Consider the following 14,012-nt stretch of genomic DNA (forward strand, 5'->3'; position numbering starts at 1 on the left):
CTGACCGCGACCCCATGTCAGGAGAGCGCGATGACCCGGATGAGTGCCAAGGATTTCCCCCAGGAACTGCTGGAGCTGTACGATTTCTATGCCCACGGCCGCATCACCAAGCGGCAGTTCCTGGACCGGGCTGGCAAGTTCGCGGTCGGCGGCGTCACGGCGCTGGCGCTGTTGAACATGCTGCGGCCGAACTATGCGCTGGCCCAGCAGGTCAGCTTTACCGATCCCGATATCCTTCCCGAATACGTGACCTATCCGTCGCCCGAGGGGCATGGCGAGGTTCGTGCCTATCAGGTGGCCCCGGCGGGCGAGGGGCCCTGGCCCGCGGTGCTGGTGATCCACGAGAACCGCGGTCTGAACCCCTATATCGAGGACGTCGCGCGGCGCCTGGCCAAGGCGGGCTATCTGGCGCTGGCGCCGGACGGGCTGACCTCCAAGGGCGGCTATCCCGGCAATGACGAGGAGGGGCGCGCCCTGCAGGCCGAGGTCGATCCGACCCTGCTGATGAACGATTTCTTTGCGGGGGCCGAACATCTGATGGCGCATGAGCAGTCGACGGGCAAGGTCGGCGCGGTGGGCTTCTGCTATGGCGGGGGCGTGTGCAACGCGCTGGCGGTGGCCTATCCGGAACTGGGCGCGTCGGTGCCGTTCTATGGCCGGCAGGCCCCCGTGGCTGACGTTCCCAAGATCGAGGTGCCGCTGCTGTTCCAGTTCGCCGAGATCGACGACAACGTCAACGCCACCTGGCCCGCCTACGAGGCCGCGCTGAAGGAGGCCGGCAAGACCTATGAGGCGCATGTCTATCCGGGCACCAACCACGGCTTTCACAACGATTCGACGCCGCGATACGACCCCGAGGCCGCGGAACTGGCGTGGCAGCGGACGCTGGACTGGTTCGCCCGCTACCTGGCCTGATCCTTCAGGAAACGGCGCAGCACGGTTTCAAGCTTGGCGGCGCCCAGGGGGGCCATCGCCTTGGTGTGGTCGTGGCTGATCGATTCGTCGGACAGCCCCGCCCCCATGTTGGTGACGACCGAGATCGCCGCCGTCCTGAGGCCCAGGAACCGTGCCAGGATGATCTCGGGCACCGTCGACATGCCCACCGCATCGGCGCCCAGCACGCGGGCGGCGCGGATCTCGGCCGGGGTCTCGAAGCTGGGTCCCGAGAACCAGCAGTAGACACCCTGCGGCAGCTCCACCCCTTCGGCCTCGGCGGCGGCCAGCAGGGCCGCACGCATCGTGGCGTCATGCGCGTCGGTCATGGGCACGAATCGCACGTCGGTCGCCTCTCCGATCAGGGGGTTGGTGCCGGCAAACGCGATGTGGTCGTTCAGCAGCATCAGCCCGCCGGTCGGGATGTCGGGGCGCAGCGACCCGGCGGCGTTGGTCAGGATCAGCTTGTCGCATCCCAGGGCCGCTAGCACCTCCAGCGGCAGACGCATCGCGTCCGCCCGCCCGGATTCATAGTAATGCGACCGCCCCCCGAAGACCGCGACCCGCACTCCCTCCAGCTGGCCGATAACCAGCTGGGGCACATGGCCCGACACGCCCGCATGGGGAAAGCCCGGCAGGTCGTCATAGGGGATCGCCACGCCGTCGACGCATGCCGACAGGTGGCCCAGCCCGGACCCCAGGATCAGGCCGTATTCGGGCGCCTCCTGACCCGCGCGGTCGCGGATCAGGGCGGCAAGCTCAACGCTCCTTGACATAGGGCTCTCCTCCGGCGCGGGGCGGGATGGCGCGGCCGACGAAGCCGGCCAGGATCACCACCGTCAGGATATAGGGCAGCGCGTTCATGAACATGGACGGCACCGTGATGATCCCCAGGTCCAGGTTGGGATACAGGTTGGCGATCGCCTCGAGCAGACCGAACAGGAACGTCGCGAACAGCGCCTGCCACGGCCGCCACTTGGCAAAGATCAGCGCGGCCAGCGCGATGAAGCCGCGCCCGGCGGTCATCTCCTTGACGAAGCCCGCCGACAGGCCGGTCGCCAGATAGGCGCCCGCGATGCCGCACAGCACCCCTGCAATGGCCACCGCGGTATAGCGCAGCCGGGTGACAGACACGCCCGCCGTATCGACCGAGGCGGGGTTTTCCCCCACCGCGCGCAGGCGCAGGCCGAACCGGGTGCGGTACAGCACCCACCAGGTGATCGGCACCAGCGCGAAGGCCACATAGACCAGGATCGTCTGCCCCGAGATCAGCCCGGAATAGATCGGGCCCAGTACGGGGACGTCGCGCAGCGCCTCGGCGCCGGGCAGGGTGATCGGGTTGAACCGCCCCGCACCGGTCAGGGCCGGCGTGCGCCCGCCCAGTCCGAAGGCGTTCTGTCCGACCAGCACCGTCAGCCCCGAGGCCAGGAAGTTGATCGCCACGCCCGAGATCAGCTGATTGCCCATGAAGGTGATCGAGGCCAGCCCATGGACCAGCGACAGGGCCAACGACCCGGCGATGCCCGCGGCCAGGCCCAGCCAGGCGCTGCCGGTGATGTAGGCGACCGATGCGGCGGTGAAGGCCGCCATCAGCATCTTGCCCTCCAGCCCGATGTCGAAGACCCCGGCGCGTTCGGAATAAAGCCCCGCCAGGCAGGCCAGCAGCAGCGGCGTCATCAGGCGCAGCGCGCTGCCGATGCCCTGCTGGGCGGCGGCGCCGTCGGCAAAGGCCCAGACCAGGCAGATGGCCAGGACGATGATTGCGATCAGCGATTCGCGGATGTTCATTTCACCGCCCCCCGGCTGGTCCGTTTCATGGTCAGGAACAGCCGTTCCAGCGGCATGCGGACCATGTTGTCCAGCGCGCCGGTGAACAGGATCACCAGGGCCTGGATGACGATGATCAGCTCGCGCGGGATGGTGGTCCACAGCGCCAGCTCTCCGCCACCCTGATACAGGAAGCCGAACAGCAGTGCCGCCAGCAGGATGCCCAGGGGGTGGTTGCGGCCCATCAGCGCGACCGCGATGCCGATGAAGCCCGCACCCTCGACCGCGTTCAGGACCAGGCGTTCGGATTCGCCCATCACGTTGTTGATGGCCATCATCCCCGCCAGCGCGCCCGAGATCAGCATGGCGATGACGGTGATGCGCACCGGGTTGATGCCCGCATAGACCGCGCCCGGTTCGGACTTGCCGAAGGCGCGGATCTGATAGCCCAGACGCGTCCGCCAGATCAGCACCCAGATCAGGAAGCAGGCCGCCAGCGCCACCAGGAAGGTCACGTTGACCGGGGTGTTGCGGCCCCATTCAAACCCCATGCCCGCCGCGATGTCGGTCAGCGCGGGCAGGTTCGTGGCCTCGGGAAAGCGGGCGGAGGCCGGGTCCATGCTGCCCGTCGGGCGCAGCTGGTTCACCAGCACATAGTTCAGCGTGGCCGCGGCGATGAAGTTGAACATGATCGTGGTGATCACGATGTGGCTGCCGCGTTTCGCCTGCAGGATCGCGGGGATGAAGGCCCAGGCCGCCCCGAAGGCCGCGGCGCCCAGCATCGCCACCGGCAGGGCGATCGCCCAATGCGGCAGCGGCAGGAACAGCAGCACCAGCGCGACCCCCAGGCCGCCCATCGCCGCCTGCCCCTCGCCGCCGATGTTGAACAGGGCCGCGTGATAGGCGACCATCACCGCCAGCCCCGTGAAGATGAAGTTCGTCGCGTAATACAGCGTGAAGCCCCAGCCATAGCTGGAGCCGAGCGCCCCTTCGACCATCGTGGTCAGCGCCATCCAGGGGCTTTCCCCGATGGCCAGGATCACCAGCGCGGAAATGCCCATCGCCAGCACCAGAGAGATCAGCGGCGTCAGGATGACGTCCGCCCATTTCGGCATCTTGTCCATCAGGCGCGTCCCTCCGGCAGGTCATGGGCGGTTCCCGGCGGGATGCCCGCATCGTCGGGGACGTTCCTGGTGTCGGTGATGCCCGCCATCAGCAGGCCCAGTTCCCCGGTGGTGGTCTGTGCGGGCAGGCGTTCGCCCATGATGCGGCCGTCGAACATCACGGCCACGCGGTCCGACAGGGCTAGGATCTCGTCCAGCTCCACGCTGACCAGCAGGATCGCCTTGCCCGCGTCGCGCAGCGCCACGATCTGCTTGTGGATGAACTCGATCGCGCCGATGTCCACGCCACGCGTGGGCTGGCCGATCAGCAGCAGGTCGGGGTTGCGCTCGATCTCGCGGGCGACGACGATCTTCTGCTGGTTCCCGCCCGAGAAGTTGCGCGCCGCCAGGTGGCAGTCGCGCGGGCGCACGTCGAACCGCTCCATCTTGGCCTGGGCGTCGCGGCGGATGGCGTCGTTGTCCATCAGCCAGCCCTTGTTGAACTCGGGCGCGTCGTGCCAGCCGAAGGCCACGTTCTCCCACGCGGCGAAATCCATGATCAGGCCTTCGACCTGACGGTCCTCGGGGATGTGGCCCACGCCGTCGCGGCGGCGCTGACCGGCATCGCAGCCCGATCCGGTCAGGGGCAGGGCGGCGCCGTTCATGCGCACCTCGCCCGTGACCTTGGCGCCCTTTTCCGGGTATCCGCCCAGGATCTCCAGCAGCTGGGTCTGGCCGTTGCCGCTGACGCCCGCGATGCCCAGGATCTCTCCGGCGCGGATGTCCAGGTCGATGCCGCGCAGGCGTTCCACCCCCTCGGCATCGACCATGGTCAGGCCGCGCACCTCAAGGACCGGGGCCTGCGGCCGCGCCGGCTGCTTGTCCACGTTCAGCAGCACCTTGCGGCCGACCATCAGCTCGGCCAGCTGCTCGGGGCTGGTCTGGGCGGTCCGGACCGAGGCGACCATCTCGCCGCGGCGCATCACGGACACGTTGTCGGTGATCTCCATGATCTCGCGCAGCTTGTGCGTGATCAGGATGATCGTCTTGCCCTCGTCGCGCAGCCCCTTGAGGATGCGGAACAGGTGGTCGGCCTCGGCGGGCGTCAGCACGCCGGTCGGTTCGTCCAGGATCAGGATGTCGGCCTGGCGATACAGCGCCTTGAGGATCTCGACCCGCTGCTGGTGTCCGACGGAAAGGTTTTCCACCACCTCGTCGGGGTCCACGTTCAACTGGTATTCGGCGGCCAGGCGCTTCAGGACGCCGCGCGCCTTGGACAGCGACGGGCGCAGCAGGGCGCCATCCTCGACGCCCAGGATGATGTTCTCCAGCACGGTGAAGTTCTGCACCAGCTTGAAGTGCTGGAACACCATGCCGATGCCCGCACGGATCGCGGTCTGGCTGTCGCTGATGCTGATTGGCTTTCCGCCCACCAGGATCTGGCCCGCATCGGGTTTGTAGAACCCGTACAGGATCGACATCAGCGTCGATTTCCCGGCGCCGTTCTCTCCGATGATGCCGTGGATCGTGCCCTTGGGCACGGCCAGGCTGATGTCGCGGTTCGCCTGAACGGCCCCGAACGCCTTCGAGATGCCGCGCAGCTCGATGGCAGCGGGGGCGGCCGTGTCCGACCGCCCCCCCAGCATGTCGCCCGCAGTGGTCATTACGACGCCGGGCAGGCGTTGTCGGTCATGAAGTCATGCACCGTGACCTCGCCCGAGGCGATGGCAGCCTTGGCCTCGTCCACGGCGGCCTGCATCTCGGCGGTGACCAGCTCGGCGTTGTTGTCGTCGACCGCGACGTCCACGCCGCCCGCGGCCAGGTCCATGACCTTGACGCCCGGCTCCAGGTCGGTGCCCGCCGTGAAGGCGTCGAAGACCGCATTGTCCACGCGCTTGACCATCGAGGTCAGGATCTGGCCCGGATGCAGCGCGTTCTGGTTGCTATCCACGCCGATGGCCAGGATGCCCTCGTCGGCGGCGGCCTGCAGCACGCCGATGCCGGTGCCGCCGGCGGCCGCATAGATCACATCGGCGCCCTGCGATTTCTGGGCGCGCGCCAACTCACCACCCTTGACGGGGTCGTTCCAGGCGGCGGGCGTCGTGCCGGTATAGTTGCTGACCAGCGAACCTTCGGGCTGGACCGACTTGAACCCCTGGGCAAAGCCGCATTCAAACTTGCGGATCAGCGGGATGTCCATGCCGCCGATGAAGCCGACGGTGCCGGATTCGGATGCCATCCCGGCCATGACGCCGGCCAGATAGCTGCCCTGCTCCTCGGTGAAGACGACCGATTGCACGTTCGGCGCCTCGACCACCATGTCGATGATGGCGAATTTTGTGTCCGGATAGTCGCCCGCGACCTTGGTCAGCACGTCGCCAAAGGCGAAGCCGGTCATGACGATCGGGTTCGATCCGCTTTCGGCCAGGCGGCGCAGGGCCTGCTCGCGCTGTGCCTCGGACTGCATCTCCAACTCGCGATAGGTGCCGCCGGTCTCCTCGACCCAACGCTGCGCGCCGCCGAACGCCGCCTCGTTGAACGACTTGTCGAACTTGCCGCCCAGGTCATAGATCAGCGCCGGATCGGCCAGCGCCGCACCGGTCGACAGCACGGCCAGGGCCGAGCCCGCCAGCAGCGATTTCATCAGGGACATAAAGGAACCTCATCCTGTTTTTCGCGGGCGATTCAACGGGCCCGCTGATCGCCCGATTAGGGCGCATCGCACGGGGTCCGGTCAACCGCCTTCTTGGGTCGCACGCAGCGTCAGACGCATCACGATCGCGTCCGTCGCAGGCCCGTAATATCGCCGCCGGACGCCCGCTTCCAGCCATCCCGTGGCCTGATACAGCCGCCGTGCCGCAAGGTTGTCATGCGCGACCTCCAGAAAGGCCTCCTCGGCCCCCATCGCCGCCGCTTTGCCCGCGAATGCGGCAACCAGCGCGCGGCCCGTGCCCGCCCGCCGCGCCTGCGGGTCCACGGCCACGGTCAGCAGCTCCGCCTCGCCGGCGATGGCGCGCCCCATCAGGAAACCGTGCGGCGCCTCCAGCAGGAACGTCCCACGACCCGCCAGAAGGCTGGCGAATTCGTCGGCCGACCAGGGGCGCGGGCTGTCGAAGCACCGCGCATGCAGCGCGGCCAGATCCTCGGGCGTCACGCCAGGATCACCGGGGGCGCATCGCGGGCGGGCGCGGCATCCGCCGGGCGCAGATAGACCGGCGCGGGGCGGGGCTGCGGCAGATTCGCGCGGGCCGCGGCCAGGCGTGCCACACCCTCGGCAATTCCTGTCGCAGGCGCAGCCTGCGCAGGGCCGGGCGGCAGCGCGCCGGCCGCAGCCTGCCGCGGCCGGCTCTCCGCGCCCTCGGCAAAGTCCTGCCAGATGACCATGTCGCCCCGGCCCGCGATCACCACCCGGCAAGGCCGCGGCAGGCCCCAGGCCAGCGCCTCGGGCGCCTCGACCCCGATGGCGGGGATGCCCAGGGACAGGGCCAGGCCGCGCGCCGCCGCCACCGCCACGCGGATGCCGGTGAAGTTACCCGGCCCCGTGCCGACCCCGATCACATCCAGGTCGCCCCAGCCCAGGCCCGCGCCGGTCAGCATCTCCTCCAGCATTGGCATCAGGCGCTCCGCCTGTCCCTTGGCCATGTCCTCATGGACCGCCGCCAGAACCGCGTCGCCGCGCAGCAAAGCGGCCGCGCAATGCGCGGCCGATGTGTCGAAACCCAGAACCACTGGATCGGTGGTGATCCGGTCAGGCAACGGGCCTGACCTCGACGACCTCGGGGATGTAATGACGCAGCAGGTTCTCGATCCCCATCTTCAGTGTCAGGGTCGAGGACGGACAGCCCGCGCAGGCCCCCTGCATGTGCAGATAGACGATGCCGCGATCAAAACCGTGGAAGGTGATGTCGCCGCCGTCCTGCGCAACCGCCGGGCGGACGCGCGTGTCCAGCAGCTCCTTGATCTGCACCACGATCTCGGCGTCCGGGCCGGCCTCATGGGCGACATGGCCGCCCGTGTCCGCCGCCGCGCCCTCGATCGCCGGGGCACCCGACTGGAAGTGCTCCATGATCGCGCCCAGCACAGACGGCTTCAGATGATCCCACGGCACCTGGTCGGCCTTGGTGACGGTCACGAAATCACGGCCCAGAAACACGCCGGTCACGCCGTCCACCGCAAAGATCCGCCGCGCCAGGGGCGATGCGGCCCCGGTCTCGGGGGTCGGGAAATCGGCCGTGCCGCTGCCCAGCACCGTCTCTCCGGGCAGGAATTTCAGCGTTGCGGGGTTCGGCGTCGTCTCGGTCTGGATGAACATGGGGGCGCTCCTTTGATCCCGATATGGCGATCCGGGGCGCTTGGGTCAAGCCGCCGGGGCTCTCAGGTGATGGCCTCCAGCCGCTCCTTGGACAGATCGCCGGGCACCAGCGAAATGGCGCAGGGCAGGGCGGTCGGATCGCGCATCAGCCGCGTCAGGACCGGGTTGGTGCTGCTCTTGTCCGAGGACAGGCCCAGCACGACCACGCCGATCTCGCCGTCCTCGGTGATCTGGGCCAGCAGCTCCTCGGCGGTGTCGCCCTCGCGGATGACCAGCTCCGGCTCGACTCCGGGGCGCGACCGCATCCATTTGGCAAAGACCTCGAAATGCGCCTCGATCCGCTCGCGGGCCTCGGCGCGCATCACGTCCGCCACGCCGAATCCGTGCTGGATCTCCTCGGCGGGAATGACCGACAGGATCACGACCGCCGCCCCCTGGGACTTGGCCGCGCGCATCGCGGCGAAGCGCATCGCGTTCAGGCATTCCCTGCTGTCGTCCAGAAGGACCAGAAATTTCCGCATCGTGTCGCCGGACCTCCGCCTCTTTCGCCCCGACAGTGGCCGAAGTGCCATGCCCGCGCAAGTCAGTGCGCAGGAAAGCGCCGCACCCGTTTCCAATGCTTGCATGTCGTGCTAGTCGCGATGAGGTTGACTGGCGTGAAATGTGCAATGCGGACGGTGTCGTGACGATCCACCATGATTGGGAAAAGGCCGATGCCGCGCATCTGGGGCCGCTCAGCGCGCCCCGGATGGCATGGTTCATCGGCGAGGCGCGGGCTCCCGGCGTCAATCCCATGCCGGTCTCCAAGCGCGCGTTCGACCTGATCCTGGTGCTGATCCTGCTGGTCCCGCTGTCGGTCGTGATGCTGACCGTCGCGGGATTGCTGTTGCTGCTGCAGGGCCGGCCGATCCTTTATGCCGCGCACCGCATGCGCGCCCCGAACCAGCCCTTCACGCAGTGGAAGTTCCGCACCATGCTGTGCGAGGAGGACGATTTCGGGGCCACCGGCGCGCACAAGGCGTGGCGCATCACGCCGATGGGCCGCTTCCTGCGCCGGTCGCGTATCGACGAGCTGCCGCAGCTGTTCAACATCCTGCGCGGCGACATGAGCTTTGTCGGGCCCCGCCCGCCGCTGCGCGAATATGTCGAACGCTTTCCCGCCGTCTATGCCCAGGTGCTGCATTCGCGCCCCGGCGTCACCGGTCTGGCCACGCTGATCTATCACCGTCACGAGGACCGCATCCTGGCCCGCTGCAAGTCGGCCGAGGCGACCGAGATGGCCTATTACCGCCGCTGCCTGCCGGCCAAGCTGAAGATCGACCTGATCTATCAGCGCCATCGCAGTCTGCGGCTGGATCTGTGGATCCTGTGGAACACCCTCAAGATCGTGATCTCGCGCCGCGACGAACGTCCGCGCCGTCGCCGTCGCGGTCAGTCCTACCTGCCGATCGGCCCGTCGAAGGGGTCGCAGGGGTAGCCCAGCCCGGTCAGGTACAGGCCATGGGGCGGACAGACCGGCCCGCAGGCCGCCCGGTCGCGCGCCGCCAGCGCCTGTGCCACCCGTTCCGGCGCCCATGATCCCGCGCCGACCCGTTCCAGTGTTCCAACGATGGACCGGACTTGGTTGTGCAGGAAGGATCGCGCGCGCAGGTGAAAGTGGTATTCGTATCCCTGCGGGATGTCCGCGACCTCGATCCTGATCTCGTCCAGCGACTTCACCGGGCTTTTCGCCTGACAGATCGACGACCGGAACGTGGTGAAGTCGTGATGCCCGACCAGATGGGCCGCGCCCGCGCGCATCGCATCCACGTCCAGCGGGTTCAGCACCTGCCACACTTGTCCGCGCCCATGCGTCAGCGGCGCCCGCCGCGCCACCAGCCGGAACAGATAGCGCCGCTCCACGGCCGAGAACCGGGCGTGGAAATCATCCGGCACCCGCGCCGCCCGCAGGATGGCGACGGGCGCGGGCTTCAGGTGCCAGTTCAGCGCCTCGGACAGGCGGAAGGGGTCCCAATCGCGATCCAGGTCGGCATGCGCCACCTGTCCGGTGGCATGCACGCCCGCATCGGTGCGCCCGGCGGCGGCGATGCGGCGGGTGGTGAAAGCGGGGTCCAGCCGCGCCAGCGCGGTTTCGATCGCGCCCTGGACGCTGGGCTGGTCGGCCTGCGCCTGCCATCCGGCAAAGGGCGCGCCGTCATATTCGACCTGCAGGGCAAAGCGGGGCATCAGTCGCGCGGGACCTTCTGTCCCGGGAACGGCGTGCGCAGCAGATCGTCCAGCGTCTGCGCCTCCGCGCTTTGCAGGGCGGGGCGTTCGGCGGGGTCGACGCGCGTCGCGGCGCCGGTCAGCCCCTCGCGGGCCAGCCGGTCGCGCAGGACCGACATCTCGACATCCAGCGCATCGCGGTCGCCGTCCATCAGCCGGTCGGCGCGGGCGATGAAGTCCTTTTCCAGATCGTCCAGGAACACCTCATAATCCCGCCGCGCCTTCTGGTCCTGCGTCCGCGCATAGAGGTCGGCAAAGCGGATCGTCGCGTCGCGCGCGCCCATCAGGTAGACGCCCAGATAGCGCCGCGAGGATGCCAGCCCGGCGGGATTGTCGCGCACCCGGTCGAACAGGTGCCGCACGGATGCGTCGAACATCGCGACGCGCGCCACCAGCCGGCGGTCGCCGCTGCGCGCGATGGCGTCGCGCATCTGGTCCAGATGGCCCTCGGCCTCGTCGATCATGCGCTGTGCGCGATCCTGCTGAAAGCTGTCCACGCCCGCCGCGGTCTTGTCACGCCAAGGGTCAAGGCCGAAGGACAGCTGGTGCAGGGCCAGACCGGCCATGCCGATCAGCCCGGCCTCGGCCCAGACCCCCGGTTCGGCGGCCCCCAGGCCCAGACCGATCCCGGCCAGCACGCCGCCGAACAGCTTGCGCGGAATGGCTGGGCGCTTGGCCACGCGACGCGCGGCATAGGTCGTCTGCGCGACCAGCCCCTCGCGCGTCAGGACCATGCCGCTGGCAACCAGGCCGAAGGCTGCAAGGTCGGTGACCATCCCCGTGGCCCCCTGGAAGAACGCCCCCAGCAGGAAGGGCGTCGCCGCCAGGGTGATCCACTTGGGCCGACCCTCGTGCGGGTGGCGGGGGGTGGGGGGCAGGGATGCGCCCGGGCGCGTCCCCGGCTGCGCGTCGGGCGAAAAGCGCCCGCCGAAACGTTGCGACATGATGCCCCCTCAGCCCGCGCCGGCCAGGGCCGCGTACAGCGTCAGCAGCAGCAGCAGGTAAAAGCTCAGCCGGCTTTTGGCAGTGGGCGACATGGTGATCCTTTCGGGCATCGTTCGCCCTTATATCGGCATCGCGGGCGCGATTTCAAACAGCCGGTCCAGCGCGGCCGTCAGCGGCGCGTCGTCTGCCAGGGCCAGCCGCACGGGCAGCGCCATCACCTTGGGGCGGAAAGGGCGGGGCAGGCGGGCCGCGTCCTTTTCGGTGGTGACCAGCTGCGCGCCGACCAGCCGGGCCTCGGTCTCCAGCCGGGTCAACAGCGCCGGGGTGAAGGGCTGATGGTCGTCCAGCGCCTCGGCCCGGACGATCTGGGCGCCCAGGCCCGTCAGGGTGGCAAAGAACTTCTCGGGGTGGCCGATGCCGGCAAAGGCCAGCACCCGGTGGCCGCGCCAGTCGAACCCCATCTGCAACGGTGCCAGCTGACCGCGCAGATGTACCGGCGCGCCGGGGGGCGGGGCAAAGCCCGCCTGCGCCGCATCGGGTCCGATGGACAGCAGCAGGTCGGCCCGCGCCAGGCCCACGGCCACCGGCTCGCGCAGCGGACCCGCGGGGATGCACAGCTCGTTGCCGAACCCCTTGGCCGCGTCCACCACGACAATGCCCAGATCATGCGCCAAGGCCGGGTCCTGGAAGCCGTCGTCCAGGATGATCGCCTGCGCGCCGTCGGCCGCCGCGGCCCGCGCCCCCGCCACGCGGTCGCCCGCGACCCAGACCGGGCCGAACGCCGCCATCAGCAGGGGCTCGTCCCCGGTCAGGGCCGCGTCGTGGCGCCGTTCGTCCACGCGCAGCGGCCCCGTGGCCGACCCGCCATAGCCCCTGGAGACGACATGCGCCGCCACCCCGCGCGCGGCCAGCGCCATCTGCAGGTGAATCACCGTGGGCGTCTTGCCGGTGCCGCCCGCGTTCAGGTTGCCCACGCAGATGACCGGCACGCCGACCCGCGCCCGCGCGCCCTGCGCCAGGCGGCGGGCCGTGGCGCGGGCATAGGCCGCCCCCAGGGGCGCCAGCAGGCGCGCCGCGGCGGTGGGCGGGCTGTGGAACCAGAAGCCGGGGGCGCGGGTCATCGTCATGGGGCGGGGCTTTCGACAGGGTCCAGGGCGGCGATCACCCGGTCAGCGATGCGGATCGCGACATCGGCACCGCCGGTGCTGACCATCCAGGCATTGCTGGCCAGCGTGGCGATGGTTTCCGGCTGCGTCAGTTCGGTGACGGCTTGGGCCAGGTCGTCCGCGGTGCGGACCTGACGCACCGCATGGGCGCCGGTCAGCTGCTGCCATTCGGTCGCATGGGGCCCGGCCTGCGGCCCGTGCACGATCGCCGATCCCAGGGCTGCGGGTTCGAAGGGGTGGCGCATCGCGTCGGCGTCGCCCGACAGGGTGCCGCCCATGAAGCTGACGGGCGCCAGCCGGTACCACAGGCCCATCTCGGTCGGGCCGTCGGTCAGCAGGACCTGGATCTCGTCGCCGAAATCCTCGTCCTCGCTGCGGCGGGCGACGGTCAGGCCGCAGGCCTCGATGTCGCGGGCCAGGCCGTCGATGCGCCTTGGATCATCGGGCGCGATGATCAGCAGGGCCCGGTGCGACCGGCGCAGGGCGGCCTGATGGGCTGACAGGATGGCCTGTTCCTCGGCCGGGGGCAGGCTGGCCGCGAACCACGCGTGGCGGCCGTTCATCTGCTGGGCCATCGATGCCCGTTCGGTTTCCGAACAGCGCAGCGGCTCGCGGATCTCGGATACGGGGCCGGTCATCGCCAGATCGCCCGCGCCCAGGCCCATGCGCCGGGCCAGATCGAGGCTGGTCGCGTCGCAGACCATCACCGCCCGCATCTGCGACAGCAGCTGGCGACGCATCCGGGCATGCAGGCCCCAGCCCAGATCGTTGCCGGTCAGCCGGAATTCGGCCAGGATGACCGGGATCTGGCGCGCGACGGCAGCCGCGATCAGCGCCGGCGGCAGGTCGGTGCCCAAGAGCAGGACGGCACGCGGCCGTGCCCGGTCCAGCACCTGCGACACCAGCGCCGGGTCGTCGCCCGGATCGTCCGGTCCCTGGGCCGACAGGCGCACCAGGCGCAGGCCGGGCCGCGCGCGCGACAGGCGGCCCAGGATCTGGGGTTCGGCGCGCAGGGCGTCGGCGCTGGTGTGGATCGCCAGCGCGGGGCCGGTGCCGGCGGGGATGGCGGGCAGGGCGGGGCCGTCGCCGCGGCGGCCGCGCAGATGCAGCCACAGCCCCAGCTGGCCCAGCCCGGACCCCGCCGTGGCCATTAGTCGCCCAGTTCCTCGGTCGCGCTGACGGCGCGTTCCTCGTCGCGCAGGCGGTGCAGATGGGCGATGAAATAGCGGGTATGGGCGCTGTCGACGGTGCGCTGCGCCTCGGATTTCCAGGCGGCGAAGGCGCTGTCGTAATCGGGGAAGATGCCGACCATGTGGATCTGCGAGGGGTCGCGGAACTTGGTGCTGGACGGGTCGACCAGCTCTCCTCCGAAGACAAGATGCAGACGTTGGGACATGGGACCTCCAAGGGGATGTGCAGGGATGGGAACGGCCGCGACCCTAGCGCGCGACCGCCCGGGATTGAAGCGCAAACGCGTAAAACTGGACGCGTTCGGCCTTTGCCAGCCGCCCCCGCGCGCCC

General features: G+C 69.5%; 16 protein-coding genes. 2 read left to right on the forward strand and 14 right to left on the reverse strand.

Annotation, left to right across the window (positions count from 1 at the left end):
- Positions 1 to 30: 30 nt before the first annotated feature.
- Positions 31 to 915 (forward strand): YghX family hydrolase, encoded by an 885-nt coding sequence (gene yghX, locus SY26_RS15815; protein ID WP_046001309.1) that lies wholly within the window; start codon positions 31 to 33, stop codon positions 913 to 915.
- Here the strand turns inward: yghX and SY26_RS15820 are convergent.
- The 9 genes from SY26_RS15820 to SY26_RS15860 all read right to left on the reverse strand — a co-directional run bounded on the left by SY26_RS15820 (position 903) and on the right by SY26_RS15860 (position 8,636).
- Positions 903 to 1,709, reverse strand: a complete 807-nt coding sequence (locus SY26_RS15820) for a purine-nucleoside phosphorylase (RefSeq protein ID WP_046001310.1) — start codon at positions 1,707 to 1,709, stop codon at positions 903 to 905. The genes yghX and SY26_RS15820 overlap by 13 nt on opposite strands.
- Positions 1,693 to 2,721 carry an ABC transporter permease gene (locus tag SY26_RS15825; protein WP_084693884.1) on the reverse strand — a complete coding sequence of 343 codons (1,029 nt, stop codon included), beginning with the start codon at positions 2,719 to 2,721 and terminating at the stop codon, positions 1,693 to 1,695. Before SY26_RS15825 ends, SY26_RS15820 begins: the two co-directional genes overlap by 17 nt.
- The gene (locus SY26_RS15830) at positions 2,718 to 3,824 is read right to left on the reverse strand and encodes an ABC transporter permease (RefSeq protein ID WP_046001311.1); all 1,107 of its coding nucleotides are present in this window, start codon (positions 3,822 to 3,824) and stop codon (positions 2,718 to 2,720) included. The genes SY26_RS15825 and SY26_RS15830 overlap by 4 nt, the downstream gene beginning before the upstream one ends.
- Positions 3,824 to 5,467, reverse strand: coding sequence for an ABC transporter ATP-binding protein (locus SY26_RS15835; protein ID WP_084693885.1), 1,644 nt, complete (start codon positions 5,465 to 5,467; stop codon positions 3,824 to 3,826). Before SY26_RS15835 ends, SY26_RS15830 begins: the two co-directional genes overlap by 1 nt.
- Positions 5,467 to 6,456: a BMP family protein gene (locus SY26_RS15840; RefSeq protein WP_046001312.1), complete on the reverse strand. Its 990-nt coding sequence runs from the start codon at positions 6,454 to 6,456 to the stop codon at positions 5,467 to 5,469. Before SY26_RS15840 ends, SY26_RS15835 begins: the two co-directional genes overlap by 1 nt.
- Before the next feature lie 81 nt (positions 6,457 to 6,537).
- Positions 6,538 to 6,957, reverse strand: coding sequence for a GNAT family N-acetyltransferase (locus tag SY26_RS15845; RefSeq protein WP_046001313.1), 420 nt, complete (start codon positions 6,955 to 6,957; stop codon positions 6,538 to 6,540).
- Positions 6,954 to 7,559 carry a tRNA (adenosine(37)-N6)-threonylcarbamoyltransferase complex dimerization subunit type 1 TsaB gene (gene tsaB, locus SY26_RS15850; protein ID WP_232303370.1) on the reverse strand — a complete coding sequence of 202 codons (606 nt, stop codon included), beginning with the start codon at positions 7,557 to 7,559 and terminating at the stop codon, positions 6,954 to 6,956. Before tsaB ends, SY26_RS15845 begins: the two co-directional genes overlap by 4 nt.
- Positions 7,552 to 8,115: a NifU family protein gene (locus tag SY26_RS15855; protein WP_046001314.1), complete on the reverse strand. Its 564-nt coding sequence runs from the start codon at positions 8,113 to 8,115 to the stop codon at positions 7,552 to 7,554. Before SY26_RS15855 ends, tsaB begins: the two co-directional genes overlap by 8 nt.
- A 62-nt stretch (positions 8,116 to 8,177) precedes the next feature.
- On the reverse strand, positions 8,178 to 8,636 hold the full coding sequence (locus tag SY26_RS15860) for a universal stress protein (RefSeq protein WP_042250295.1): 459 nt from the start codon (positions 8,634 to 8,636) through the stop codon (positions 8,178 to 8,180).
- A gap of 161 nt (positions 8,637 to 8,797) precedes the next feature.
- Between SY26_RS15860 and SY26_RS15865 the strand changes: the two genes are divergently transcribed.
- Positions 8,798 to 9,592, forward strand: a complete 795-nt coding sequence (locus SY26_RS15865; RefSeq protein ID WP_084693897.1) for a sugar transferase — start codon at positions 8,798 to 8,800, stop codon at positions 9,590 to 9,592.
- Here SY26_RS15865 and truA read toward each other — a convergent pair.
- The 5 genes from truA to SY26_RS15890 form a co-directional block, all read right to left on the reverse strand.
- Entirely contained in the window at positions 9,553 to 10,341 is a 789-nt protein-coding gene (gene truA, locus SY26_RS15870) for a tRNA pseudouridine(38-40) synthase TruA (RefSeq protein WP_046001315.1), read from the reverse strand. The two genes, SY26_RS15865 and truA, sit on opposite strands and share 40 nt — an antisense overlap.
- Complete coding sequence (locus SY26_RS15875; RefSeq protein WP_046001316.1) at positions 10,341 to 11,324, reverse strand: 5-bromo-4-chloroindolyl phosphate hydrolysis family protein; 984 nt, start codon at positions 11,322 to 11,324, stop codon at positions 10,341 to 10,343. Before SY26_RS15875 ends, truA begins: the two co-directional genes overlap by 1 nt.
- 120 nt (positions 11,325 to 11,444) lie before the next feature.
- A complete protein-coding gene (lpxK, locus tag SY26_RS15880; protein WP_232303371.1) occupies positions 11,445 to 12,452 on the reverse strand; it encodes a tetraacyldisaccharide 4'-kinase in 1,008 nt (335 codons plus the stop codon).
- The gene (locus tag SY26_RS15885) at positions 12,449 to 13,642 is read right to left on the reverse strand and encodes a 3-deoxy-D-manno-octulosonic acid transferase (protein WP_046001317.1); all 1,194 of its coding nucleotides are present in this window, start codon (positions 13,640 to 13,642) and stop codon (positions 12,449 to 12,451) included. The genes lpxK and SY26_RS15885 overlap by 4 nt, the downstream gene beginning before the upstream one ends.
- Positions 13,642 to 13,887, reverse strand: a complete 246-nt coding sequence (locus SY26_RS15890) for a DUF4170 domain-containing protein (protein ID WP_045983303.1) — start codon at positions 13,885 to 13,887, stop codon at positions 13,642 to 13,644. Before SY26_RS15890 ends, SY26_RS15885 begins: the two co-directional genes overlap by 1 nt.
- Positions 13,888 to 14,012: the final 125 nt, after the last annotated feature.

Source organism: Paracoccus sp. 228 (assembly GCF_000967825.1).
Taxonomy (GTDB): Bacteria; Pseudomonadota; Alphaproteobacteria; order Rhodobacterales; family Rhodobacteraceae; genus Paracoccus; species Paracoccus marcusii.